This window comes from Sediminibacterium ginsengisoli (assembly GCF_900167075.1).
Lineage (GTDB): Bacteria > Bacteroidota > Bacteroidia > Chitinophagales > Chitinophagaceae > Sediminibacterium > Sediminibacterium ginsengisoli.
The window spans coordinates 64,448-77,521 of the sequence record NZ_FUWH01000010.1 but is presented as its reverse complement, the minus strand read 5'-3'; the positions used below and the strand labels follow the sequence as shown (position 1 = coordinate 77,521).

General features: G+C 45.6%; 9 protein-coding genes. 2 read left to right on the top strand and 7 right to left on the bottom strand.

Annotated elements, in window-relative coordinates; translation table 11 throughout:
- Positions 1–10 precede the first annotated feature (10 nt).
- From B5D42_RS14915 to B5D42_RS14885, 7 genes are all read right to left on the bottom strand, one after another.
- Positions 11–2,755 (bottom strand): carboxypeptidase-like regulatory domain-containing protein, encoded by a 2,745-nt coding sequence (locus B5D42_RS14915; protein WP_078832323.1) that lies wholly within the window; start codon positions 2,753–2,755, stop codon positions 11–13.
- 49 nt (positions 2,756–2,804) lie between these two features.
- Positions 2,805–3,707, bottom strand: a complete 903-nt coding sequence (locus B5D42_RS14910) for a GLPGLI family protein (RefSeq protein WP_078832322.1) — start codon at positions 3,705–3,707, stop codon at positions 2,805–2,807.
- A 61-nt stretch (positions 3,708–3,768) separates the two neighbouring features.
- Positions 3,769–4,788 (bottom strand): BF3164 family lipoprotein, encoded by a 1,020-nt coding sequence (locus tag B5D42_RS14905; RefSeq protein ID WP_078832321.1) that lies wholly within the window; start codon positions 4,786–4,788, stop codon positions 3,769–3,771.
- Between the two features lie 62 nt (positions 4,789–4,850).
- Positions 4,851–7,256 (bottom strand): TonB-dependent receptor, encoded by a 2,406-nt coding sequence (locus B5D42_RS14900; protein ID WP_176113031.1) that lies wholly within the window; start codon positions 7,254–7,256, stop codon positions 4,851–4,853.
- Between the two features lie 102 nt (positions 7,257–7,358).
- Positions 7,359–7,784: a PepSY-like domain-containing protein gene (locus tag B5D42_RS14895; RefSeq protein WP_078832319.1), complete on the bottom strand. Its 426-nt coding sequence runs from the start codon at positions 7,782–7,784 to the stop codon at positions 7,359–7,361.
- 45 nt (positions 7,785–7,829) lie between these two features.
- Complete coding sequence (locus tag B5D42_RS14890; protein ID WP_078832318.1) at positions 7,830–9,086, bottom strand: sensor histidine kinase; 1,257 nt, start codon at positions 9,084–9,086, stop codon at positions 7,830–7,832.
- Positions 9,083–9,760 carry a response regulator transcription factor gene (locus B5D42_RS14885; RefSeq protein ID WP_078832317.1) on the bottom strand — a complete coding sequence of 226 codons (678 nt, stop codon included), beginning with the start codon at positions 9,758–9,760 and terminating at the stop codon, positions 9,083–9,085. The genes B5D42_RS14890 and B5D42_RS14885 overlap by 4 nt, the downstream gene beginning before the upstream one ends.
- A gap of 140 nt (positions 9,761–9,900) precedes the next feature.
- Between B5D42_RS14885 and B5D42_RS14880 the strand changes: the two genes are divergently transcribed.
- Both B5D42_RS14880 and B5D42_RS14875 read left to right on the top strand, forming a co-directional pair.
- The gene (locus B5D42_RS14880) at positions 9,901–12,315 is read left to right on the top strand and encodes a TonB-dependent receptor (RefSeq protein WP_078832387.1); all 2,415 of its coding nucleotides are present in this window, start codon (positions 9,901–9,903) and stop codon (positions 12,313–12,315) included.
- 273 nt (positions 12,316–12,588) lie between these two features.
- Positions 12,589–13,050, top strand: a complete 462-nt coding sequence (locus tag B5D42_RS14875; protein WP_078832316.1) for a hypothetical protein — start codon at positions 12,589–12,591, stop codon at positions 13,048–13,050.
- The last annotated feature ends 24 nt before the right edge of the window (positions 13,051–13,074 follow it).

The following is a 13,074-nucleotide window of genomic DNA, read 5'->3' as shown; positions in this document are numbered from 1 at the left end:
CTGCTGCTGCTTACAATGTAAATGTTGCACGCAGAATAGCCATCCGCCCTCTTATATCATAACGGCTTGCCGAGAACATATTGGCTGTTAACTGGTACGTTTCATACTGCTGTACATTGAAAAGGTTGCTCACATCAAGCTCGATATCGGTGCGCCATTTCACTGCCTTGTACCGCAGGTTCGCATCCGCAAAAAAATACCCGATCGGCATCATGGCCGCCTGCCGGCTGTGACTGTGCGCTGCCTTCAATGTAATGAAAAGGTTCCTCACAGATGCATTTGAAAGTGACACCTGCTGATCGATCCTGTTCATTTTGCTGATAACGCCGATGGGCTGCACACCATGACTGGCCAGCTGCCGGCCGGTATTCCAGGAACTGCTCAGACGATAGGCAAAACTGATTGAGCCCGGCAATTTACTGTCGAATCCAAACTGCAGGTTAAGAAGATCGTTCCTGAAAGGCAGTTTGTAGCCGTTGAAGAACTGGTTATAATATTGCCTGCTTGCAAGGGCTTTAACGCTTACAGTACTGCGCAGCCAGAACAGGTATTTGCTGATACCCGCATCCGCACTGAGATTGCTCTGATCGTTCTCATAGGGTAGGAGTACAGTCCGTTGTACATTATTGGTGATAACGCTCGATAATACGGAGTTTGCCGTGACCTTGTTGTAACGGATGCCTGCGTTCATGAAAAGCATAGTTATAGAACGCTTGTAATAATAGCTGATGCCGGTTCCCGAACTTGTTTTTTCCTGAAGTTCTGCATCGTTGGAATAGAGCATGCGGTAATTCGTGAGCACCGCGCCCCTGTATACACCGGATATGTTTCCCACATTATTATTGAACGTATAACTGGCCTGTATATAATCTTCCATGTTCAATGAATAGTTTACACGCAGTACGGGATTGATGAGAAGCTGTGTTTTACGCTCATCCAGCTGGTACTCTTTCTGTTTGTAACTGATGAATTGCCCTGCTATGGGAACAGACAGGCTTACAACCCAATTCTTTTTCCTGAGGTCGTAACTGCTGTTAAAGTATATCCTGCTGCGGTGCCACTGCAATGCGTTGCCAACATCACCTGCATAAGGATTGATGCTTCCGTTCAGTTGTGTAAGGTCTAGATTTGAGTTCAGCTGCTGCACTTCATTGATGATACCGGCCTGGTAGCTTTGCTTGATCAGGTGTTTGGTAAGATTATAAGCAAGGGCGGCATGGCTGAAAAACGTTGGTGTTTTTGCCTGCTGGGTGATAGCGAGATAAGGCTGGTTGTTGTTCAGTATATCATTGTTGAGTCCCTGGTCGATATATAACTTCTGCGGATTGCTGTAATAATTAGCGTACCAGCGCAGGTGGATGATATTCCGGTTTCGTAACATCGGCGTCCAGTTGAAATCATTACTGATATCGTAGGAACGTTCACGCAAGTTCAGGCCAAAACCCTTGCCATTGAAATCCATATGACTTGCATTGTTATCGCCGGTTATATTGAATTTGAGGCTGTTGTTCAGGAAATAGGTTGTTTTATTCACCATAGCGTTGAACGCAGTATTGATTACAAAGGGATGCCGGACAGCGTTCTGTATTTCATTGTAACGGATCGTGTCTCCCGGGAGATAAGTTTCGGTAGAGATGCGGTAATCCTGTATGCTTCGGTCGAGGAAAAACTGTATGTTGGAGCGAAGCTGGAGCCCGGATTTCGTATTGACAAGGTTATTGGCATTCAGCACGCCCGAACGGTTCAGGTAATAATTTTTACGTGGCAGGTCTGGTGTACCTGCTGTACCTGCCGATAAAAGCGCCACAGGCCTTGTGTTACCCACATTTATCATCAGGTCATTGCTGCCCAACTGTTCAAAATCGCTGCGGTAATCGATGCCGCTGTTATTCCCTTTGAGCACATTCAGCATTTTGAACTTTTTATTGAACATCATGGTGTTCAGAGCCGCATCGAACTGTTCCGGTAAACCTCCGCCCAGCATGGCCTGGCCGGACACTTTAATACTGTTCTCGTCTTTCAATACCAGGTTAACGGCTACATTATCTGTAGGCTTAACATCCTTCAGTACTTTAACCGGCTGATGATTGAGCATAACGTTCACTGATTTGATCATATCTTTCGAAATGGTCTTTGTTGCCAACCCGTAACGGCCGTTCAGCAGGTCATCATCGCCCACATACATGTTGGAAATGGCCTTACCATTATAGGTTATCTGACCATTGTCGCTCACTTCAAGCCCGGGCATATGCTGTATCACATCTCCGATGGTCCTGTCTTCCTTTCTCGCAAAAGAAGCTACATTGTAGCTGAGGGTATCACCAAGCGACTGTACAGGTATCGTATTCTTCACTTTCACATCCGGGAGACTGACCGCATTGTTTTCAAGCAGGAAATCATACTGGGATTTATCTGCAAGCAGTGGTTGTTGCTGTTTGGCAAAACCAAGCAGGTTCACTTCGAGATAATGTCCGGCAGTCTGTAATGTATCAGGCAGGAGAAGTGTATATTTCCCCTGGATATCGCTGGTTCCGAAAAGAATAATACGACCCTGGCTGTTTTTCAGCAGGATGCTGCCATGATCAATTGGTTTTCCGGCTGTGGATTTCAGGGTGCCGGTCAGTTTTTTTTGCTGGGCGTAAACCGGCTGAAGTATGCAAAGGAGGATACATATTGCCAGTAGCCTGTACAGGCTGCCGGTAACATACCTGCATAGCGATATTCCGCTGCGGTGAGTGGGGTATAATAAACTCAAGTTTGCAGTATTAGGGCGTGAGCAATTAATATGTGGGGCAGGGCATACTTTAAGGCTTCTTCAGCTCAAGAGGATTATTAACGCGTTTTAACGCAGCCTTGTTCTTTTCAATCAGAGCCAGCGCTTCATCACCTGTGGTGGCTTTACCGGAAGCATCACGGTAAGCAACTTTTACAGGCGGTGCCGAAGGTGATAGCTGTGCCTGCATACCCGCAACAGGATCTTCATCATACGCTTTTTTCGCACGCAGGTAAGCATCCTCACTTATTTTGATCGTCCTTGTTCTGCCGGCTGCAGTTGTTTCATCCAGCTCTTCCTTATAGATTTCTTTGAAGAGGAACATGACTTCATTTTTACTGTCTTTCGCTTCCATGATCAGGCCGGGTAATCCGGATAATTTCCAGGGGCCGTTGCGGAATGGGAGATCCGGTGCAAACCAGGCGGTATAAGTCCTGCCTGCATAATCTCCCGTTGCTTTCTGACAGGTATAACCACCGATCGTTTTTGTTTCATTCGCCGCGATCTTCCAGTCTATTTTAGGCAGTGCGCTTTCAATCATGTACTGTTGTGTGCCAAGCGATGCGGTTGTAATGTATTTGTCCTCATTCAGCAGCTGAAGGTATTCTTCGTCGCTGAAGCCCATTCCTTTTACAACTGCCATAGGCATACCGGCGGCCACGCGCATCGGCATTGCTGCTGAAGCTGCAGCCTCTTCTTCTTCCTTCGTTTTTTTCTTTTTTACCTGATCAAGCACGGAGTTCCTGTAACGGCTGGAATGCCTGCCTAATCGTAATACCATTTCTTCCTTTACGGGATTGTCGCGGTTGTTGGTATCGTTCACATGTATAAACTGGTAATAAACACGGGCTAATACCGTATCTGCATTCTGAGCAGAGATCGAATAGCTGCCGGTGAGCAAAACCAGCAGGGTTGCTAAGAGATTTTTTTTCATAAACAGTTGGTTGTTTTGTAGTAAGAGTGCAAAACTCCGGAAAGTTGGAACAGCGTCAGGTTTATTTTCCGGTCATTTTTACTATCGCTTTACGGGAAACATCAAATGCGTAGATACTGCTGTCGTCATCCGATACCGTAAAACATTTGATATAACGGTCGCATGTCAGTCTTTTAACAGGGTTGCCCTGCCAGTCGTATACGAAAATGTACATCCCCTGATCCAGGTACCGGGATTCATGGTTATTGCCGGAATAGAGCAGATAGATATACCGGTCGGTTACTGCGCCGTTCACAAATGCAAAACGCGTCTGGCTGATCCTTTCTGCAAGGTCTTTGCCAAAGGATTGGATCGGTCTGAATGCAGGCGGATAATTCTCCGGTCCTTTTACCTGTCTGCTTCTTCCATTTTCGAGATCAAATACCTCAACAAGATCTGTGAGGCGCGCGGCCAATGCTGCCTTTCCTCCCGATGGTCTCGTGAACAGGAAACTTTCATAGGCATTCTTCCAGGAATAAAAAGGAATTCCGGCCGGGGCATTACTGAAAGTGCCGAGTTCTTTCAATTCCTGTCCGGTACGCATATCGATCTGCTGCAGCTTCTGCTGCGAATGGTCTGCGCCCGAGCCCCATAACAGGAAACTATCGGTAAGCTGAAGTGAATAGTAAAACCGGGGGATTTTGTATTCGTTCACCACATCCGATTCTTTCGAAGGTTGAATCGTAACAATCTTATCCAGGTTGAGATCATGCAGCCACATCATACCGTTGTGTATGCCGCCTGAAAACGGACTGAACAGTTGGCCCCGGCCATTACCCTGTGTGAAATACCTGCCTGTCTGGTTCTTATCGTTCAGGTTGCAGGCATAAAAAAAGTAGCCCTCATCACTGTCATTCGCCCAGATATATAATGTTGAACCGTCGAGGAACAGTTTGCGCGCCTGACCTTTTTTAAAAGGCATGAATTCTTCAAAATGAACCGTTTCTTCTTTAGGGAAAGCAGAGAACAGGAGCGAATCCTGCCCCCTGCTGTAAAAGGCTGGCAAGCAAACCAGCATGATGATAATGAGTTTTTTCTTCATAAACAGTTGGTTGGTTACTGTTAAGAGTGAGTAAACCTCAAAAGGTTGGAGCCGGGATGCAATTAATTGGTATCGAACTGTAATTTGTCGTCCGCTTTCTTTATCAATTTGCCAAAACGATAGCTGATACCTACATACAGGATCTGGCCATCGCGCCTGTTAACGGACACCTGCTTCAGGTAAGACGTATTCAGTTCTGACTTCTGCTGCAGGCTTCTCAAAATGTCGGACACGGTTACGATCAGCGACATCTTTTTGTTGAATAAATCCTGCCTGATACCTGTGTTGAGTACAAAAGAAGGATAATTTTTCCCCTGTGGCGTTAACCTTGCCGAACGGTAATTAGCGCTGATCTGTACCATGGTTGCCGGACTGATCGTAAGCGTTGTGTTGAAATTGGTGCTGAATGAAAGAATTGTTCTCCGGTCGAAATAACCAAGGTTGGCTGCATTGATACGGTTATAGAAAAAATTGACATTCAGGTTGGATGAAATGAAGTTTCCGGTTTTAGCGGAAAAGATCAGTTCCAGGCCTGCAGATTCATCGTTGGCAAGATTCTGCTGCGTGGTGAGCAATACACTGTCGTTCAGCGGAACCGTTACCTGTGTAAAGCCGTTCTGTTTATAGCGGTAATACAGGCTTGGAACAAAGGAATAGCTCTTGTGCTGCCATTTGTAACCAAATTCTACAGAGTGGATAATCTCAGGCAGTAACGCCGCATTGCCGGCTCTTACATTATACGGATCCTGGTATTCTGGAAATGGATTGAGATCGTCGCCTTCAGGACGGTGAACCCGGCGGCTGTAATTCAGCTGCAGCTGGTCCTGGCCTTTGAGCATATAGGCCAGGTGCAGGGTAGGATAAAGCTTCAGGTAATTGTTGCGGATGGTGGTATCCGAAGTTACCTGGTAGCCATTGATCAGGCTTTGTTCGATGCGTAAGCCGACTGAATATCCAAAACGCTTATAGTTCTTCTGGTAAGTGCCATACAAAGCATGGATCGTCTGTCTGAAAAGAAAACGATTTGTTTTCACCTTGTCGGTCACAAACTTATTGCTTGCCTGGTCATAATATTCATTGAAGAAATTGAAATCCTGCTGGTTGAAAAATCCCGAATAACCGGCTTCGAGTTTTGAAGATTCGGATAATGTATTTGTATAATCAATGGTCAGCTGTTGCTGGTCATCGCCCTGGTAAATACGGGTATTGTCTTTCGTGCTGTAGTTTGCCGGTACTTTGTATTGATTGGTATAAAAATTCTGCTCCAGTTCCTTTGAAGAACTCACGGTCAGTTCCGCTCTCAAAACATGGTCTTCGCCGGGAAACTGGTGTTCCAAGAATGCGGTTGCATCTTTTTCCTTTTCGCTTTCCGGATCATAACGCAGCCTGTCGAAATAACTGGTGTATGTATGTGATGCAGCAGAGAAGATCTTGGTATTGATATCATTCTTAACCTGGTCGCGGTTCTGGTAATTGGCGGAAATACCAAAGCTGTTCTTTTTGTCAGGTGCATAAGTAAACCCGATTGTAGCGAGATGGGTGAGGGGTCTCGTTAGTGAAACGCCCGTTTCGTCATAATAACCACTTACTGCATGAGAGATCGTATCATCGTATTCGCGGCTGATGCTGTTGGTTCTTCTCCGGCTGTCCTGCCGGATGCCATAGTTGCCGAAAATATTCAGCTTGCCTGGTTTGTAATTAAAGCTGGCGCTTGCATTATACCTGTCGCGGTTGCCTGCGTTTGCGATTATGGTACCGTTCCAACCGCCTTTTACATTTTTTTTAAGGACGATATTGATAATGCCTGAAGTGCCATCCGGCCTGTACCTGGCAGACGGATTCGTGATCACTTCGATCTTTTCGATGGAGCTGGCCGGAAACTGCTGGAGTACTTCTGCTTTATTCAGTTTGCCCAGCAATGGCGAAGGACGCCCGTTGATCAGTATCATCACATCGCCCGATCCGCGCAGACTTACATTGCCTTCAAGGTCTACTTCCACTGATGGCACATTTTTAAGTATATCACTGGCTGTACCGCTTTGCGCCATGATGTCCCTGGTTACATCATAAGATTTACGATCGATAGAACTGTTCAGTATGGCTCGTCCCGCACTTACAGTAACATTATTCAATGTGCCGCTCGCCGGTATAATCATTATGGTTCCGAGGTTTACTGTACTTTTTCCGGCATTAACGGTAATGATATTGTTCTCATAACCTACGAAGCTGCATCTTACAAGATAATGACCTGCTGTTACCTGGTCGATTGTGAATTTTCCTTTGGCATCTGTTACCGTTCTTTTTACAAGTGTACTGTCTTTATGTAAGAGTTCAATACTGGCAAATTCAATCGGCTGGCGCGAGTTTTTGTCTGTAATGATCCCGCTGATATTGGTCTGTGATTGCGCGTGGACTGCTATTGCTGCAAGGAAAAATAAAAGAAGCGTAAAATGTTTTCTCAATGTCATTTTAATATTTTGGAACCTGAAGGTGGCATTCAATTCTGTACAGATTTTGAATAAAAAAACAGGGACTGATTGTCCCTGTTCCGGTGATCGCATGTGCATTCATCAGTCTTTCACCTCTTTCAAAAATTTGCCGTTGGCGTCAAAGATCACGTCCAGGCCTTTTACAGCGGCCTCGTAGCAGATGCTTCCATCGGCTTTTGTGATCCTTGCAGCGCCTTTTACTGCGCGGTTTTTATAATGCTCTTTCATGTAAGTGCTCACAGCTGCCGGTAATTCAGCGGGTGTGATCTCCTGCTCGGATTCCTGCAGCACGCCATTGCCATTGTAAATGACAGACCAGGAACTGCCTTTGTCTGTGAAGCTGGCTTCATAATTCCCGTCTTCCTTTTCCCATTTCACCTTTGTGGCATTCGGGTATTTTTTTACAAACGCCGCTTTTACCGCTGCCGGCGGCATCTGCCAGCCTGCAATGGCCAGCAGGAAACTTCCTGCTGCCAGCATTAAAACGAACAAGAGGATCTTTTTCATGTTTTTTTTTCAAACCTCCGTTGTCAATCTGTAGAAATTCTGAATTCAGGAGAAATTGATGAGGAAATGGTGCTCGCCCTGATCGTACTTGTAGCTGAACCGGAAACCGGCAAGCGCACAGATCTCTTTAACGATCGATAAGCCCAGTCCGGTACCTTCCGAAGATTGTTCGGCTTTATAAAAACGCTGAAAGATTTTTTCATTATCGAGCGGATCCCCTGCAGCGGTGTTACTTACAGATAATGACTGCTGGTCGAGACTGATCGTTACATTACCATATTCCGGTGTGTAACGGATTACATTACTGATCAGGTTATTCAGGAGTATTTCTGCCAGATGGTGATGGAAAGAAAGGATCACTTCCGTTGTATAGGTCTGCAATGCCAGCGAACGGGCGGCGATCAGCGTTTCTTTTTCTTCCAGCTTCTCGCGCAGCATCATTTCGAGGTTTACCTCTTCGTTCAGCTGGAACTGCCGGTTCTCCAGCTTGGTAAGCAGCAGTAACGACTGGTGTAACCTCGATAATTTCATCGCTGCACTTTCAATCGCAAGCAACTGCTTCATGGTTTTTTCCTGCCCCTCCGTATCCTGCAGCAGGTTCTCTGTTTTGGAACGGATCACGGCAAGCGGTGTCTGCATTTCATGCGAAGCATTTTCCGTAAATGTGCGCAGGTTGATATAGTCGCGGTGAATGCGGGAAGTCATTTTGTTGATGCTGTCATTCAGCAGATCGATCTCTTCAATATGAGACGAAGGCAGGTGTAACGGTTCCTGCGCGGCAAGCTTGTGATTCCGGATATTATTGATCGTGGCATAAAATGGCTCCCATAATTTGTTAACCACTTTGCGGTTCACGAGATAATTGGAGATCAGTACCAGCGCGATCATCCCCATAGTGAGCATGATGATCAGCTCCAGCAGGTCTTCCGATTCTGTTACAGACTGGTTGACCGTAATTCTATATAAAAGACCATTTACGGGAGTTGTAAAAGTTAGTTGCCTTACCACTTCTTTCTCCTGTTCAAGGATATTGTAAGCCTGGCCGTAATGCGGTTCGGGATCTTTGATGGCCACATTGGTTTGAGAGAATTCCATCCACTGATGCTTTGTACTGTGGATCTCCGGCAGGGCATTATTCTTGTTTACATAATTGACGATCTCCTGCTGTTCTACGCGGAGGCCTCTGTCTAACTGGTCTGTGAGTACATAATACAACACGAAATAAAACGCGATACTGCCTGCAATGAAAATCAGTATTGTGGTCACAATATTGACACGGTTGTATTTAGCAAGGAGTTTCATGGTAACTGCATTTTATAACCCGCACCGTAAATCGATTTGATGTAATCCTCGCTTCCTGCCGATATCAGTTTTTTACGCAGGTTTTTAATGTGTGCGTAAATGAAATCATAGCTCGACGGGAAATCCATATCATCTCCCCATAAATGTTCTGCTATAGCGTTCTTGGAGAGTACGCGGTTACGGTTGATGGCCAGGAATAACAGCAGCTGGAATTCTTTTTGTGTCAAATCCAGCTGTGTGTCGTTTACTGTAACTGTTTTTCCCGTGGTATTGATCCTTATCTCACCCGCAACGATCTCGTTCTGACCGTTGAAATGCTTTCGCCGTATTATCGCAGCCACCCGAACACCCAGTTCTGATAAATGAAAAGGTTTGGTGAGATAATCATCTGCGCCGGATTGCAGTCCTTCAATTTTATCTTCCAGAGCACCTTTGGCAGAAATGATGATCACGCCATCGTTCTTTTTATCCTGTTTGAGGTATTGCAGCAGCTGAAGACCCGATCCACCGGGCAGCATGATATCAAGCACAATGCAATCGTAGGAGTAATACTCGATCTTTTCCAACGCATCCTGGTAACCGGATACTGATTCGCACAGGTAGCCTGATCCTGTCAGGAAATCGGTGATATCCTGGTTCAGCGCCTGTTCGTCTTCTATGATCAATACCTTCAAAACTGTTTTTTTACAAAATAGTACTAAAATTCTGTATGAATGCTGAAGGACTTCTTCCGGCCGGCTTCAGATTTCCTTCAGTATTAGCTTTTTGCTTTGTACCGCAACAATCGTATTCACCTTTTGTCAATTATGTTGGTATGAATGTACTTGTGATCAGAAAAATGTTCGCCGGCCTGCTTTTTTTGCCCTTGTTCTCCCTCGCCCAGGTACCTGCTGTTACTATATCAGGAGTGGTCAGAAACGGCCCGGGTAAGACCGCTTTACCTTATGTAAATGTACGGATCATGGCCGATAGTAAACTGGTTGCCGGAACCATTACAAATGAAGAAGGGCGTTTTACGATCACAGGTGTCAAAAGCGGTTCGTTTACGCTGGATGTTTCCTATACCGGTTATGAAACGTACCGGCAGGAGTTGCTGGTAGGTACGCTGAGTCCCTATCTTGATCTGGGCAGCATACACCTGAAAGAATCACCGGTACTGTTAAAAGAAGTAGCTGTCAGCGCCGGCAGGAGTAAGGACGGACTTTCGGAAAAAATGGACAAAAAGGTATTTACCCTCGAAAATAATGTGAGCCAGTCGGGCGGCTCCGTATTACAGGCCATGCAGAATCTTCCCGGTGTAACGGTGCAGGACGGGAAATTGCAATTGCGAGGCAATGATAAGGTTGCTGTGCTGATTGACGGCCGGCAGAATGCGATCACCGGTTTCGGCGGACAAACCGGCCTCGATAATATACCGGCGTCTGCGATTGAACGTATCGAGATCATCAACAATCCTTCCGCTGCCTATGAGGCCAACGGCAACGCGGGGATCATTAATATTATTTACAAGCAGAATAAGCAGGAAGGGTTTAACGGAAAAATCGGCCTTACTACAGGGCTGGGTGCATTATGGGTGCGCAAGGAAAACCTGCCGGGCATCAGTCCGCAATATACCGCTACACCCAAGCTTAATCCTTCATTGTCACTGAATTACCGGAAACACAAACTGAATACATTTTTCCAGGGCGACTGGTTGTATACGCGCACGTTGAACAGGAACGAGTTTGCGGAAAGGATCTATTCAGATGGAACAGTGATCAACCAGCAGGTAAAACGGAACCGGACAACCACATTTGCAACGGTAAAAACGGGTATCGACTGGCTGCCGGATGCTCAGAACAGTTTTACCCTGTCCGGTTATTTCAACCGGGAAAAGATCAGTGATGAAGGAGATATTCCTTATTACAATAAAGATTTTACGCAACGTCAGCGGCTCTGGCAGTTCCTGGAAGATGAAGTGAAATATACTGCTGTAGCATCGGCAACTTACCAGCACAGGTTCAGCCAGCCCGGGCACCTGTTAAATGCGGGATTCAATTACACATTTCACCGTGAAGATGAGAAGTATTTCTTCACCAATATTATGCCTTCATATACGGGTACAGACGCTTTTAAACTCTTATCCGATGAGCATGTGGCAGACTTTAATGCAGATTATATCAGGCCGTTAAAACACGGACGCCTGGAAGCCGGGATCAAATTCCGGTACCGGTCGATACCAACAGATATGCATTTTTTCCCCGGACAGAATTCGCCGCTGGATGTAAATGCGGGTGGCTGGGCAACTTATAAGGAAACGATCCCGGCGGCTTACGGCAATTATGTATACGAATCGAATAAACTGGAAGTGGAAGCAGGTCTGAGGCTGGAATATGTGAAAGTGGATTATGAAGTGAACCCGAATCACAATACCTATAAAAGCGATGGTTATGATTATGCGCAACCATTCCCGGCCGTACGTTTTGCCTACAAGATCGATAAGGATAACAAACTATCAGTGTTCTACAACAGGCGGGTAGACCGGCCCAATGAGGTGGATATCCGGATCTTTCCAAAATATGATGAACCGGAAGTGTTGAAAGTAGGAAACCCTACATTGCGCCCGCAATTTACCAATACCATCGAACTGGGCTATAAGCTGAAGTGGACCAGAGGTAGCATGTATGCGTCATTGTATACAAAGATGACCGACGCCACCATTACCAGGATCGCGACAGTAGTTCCCGGAAATACGCTGATCTATAATATATTTCAGAATGCAGGAAAAAGTGTTGCGACCGGAGGAGAACTCGTATGGCAGCAGGAACTGAATCCTTATGTTTCATTTAATATGAGCGGAGCATTGTACAGGAACCTGATCCGTGCATTCACCATTACGAATAAATATCCGGTACCGACCACTTATTCTGTACCGGAAGAGCGCGTTACATCCGGTAATGTGAAACTGAACGGGTCGTTCAAACTTCCCGGCCGTACAGAACTGCAATTTGCAGCAGTATATCTTGCGCCGGATATTATTCCGCAGGGAAAGATCGGGGCACGTTTTTCAACAGATCTTGGTATCCGCAAATACACAAGGAACAAACAGGGTGAATTGTTCCTGAATGCAACGGATATATTCAATACGCTACGCATCCGGAAAAGTATTACAGGTAACGGTTTTGTGATGAACAGCACCGATTATTACGAAACACAGGTGTTCCGCATCGGCTACAGCTACAAGTTTTAATCCCCCCATTGCTGCATTCCTTATCCCGCCTGCCGTTGAACATGGCAGGCGTTTTTTTTTGCAAGGCCTGACGGTATGGTCCATTTGGATAATAACGCCGGCTATGCTAACCCGTATCTTACACAGCTTTAATTTTTGTGTTTAAACTGCTCATACAACCCCGAAGATGATTACCGGCAAACAGACTACTTTAATGATACTGTTTTTACTATTCCTGTTTTCTTATAAAAGAACAGAAGTGCTGACATTATTAAACACAGGTATGATCAGCTTATGATACATGCACGTCCTGCTTTTACACAATTACATATTCCTGTAGCGGGAGCCGCTGCGGTAAGACAGCTGGTATCATATATCAATGAGCTTCTGAAAGACGGCTGGCTTTATTTCCAGGCAGGAGAATCTACGGCCGCATACCGCAGGGAAGAAATTCCGCGCGATACGATCATTGTTACAGTGAGCACAGATTATGCCTATTACCACCAGTTCGAAATTGCTTTTCATGAAGTGAAACAACACTGGATGCCCTTCAATGAGATCTGGCCTGATGCACCGGGCGAACCTCAGTTGCAGCTGCAGGAAGAAGATGATCATTTTTTATTCATCATGAAAAATGTGAATACCGGTCAGCAGTATGTGGTTGCAGCAACCGGCATTTCCTTTTATGCCGGAACAGTCTATTATTACAAACGCGACCGGCTCGATAAAAATGAAAGATGTGCTATATGGATATGAACAAAAAAATAATTTGCTTTTTAA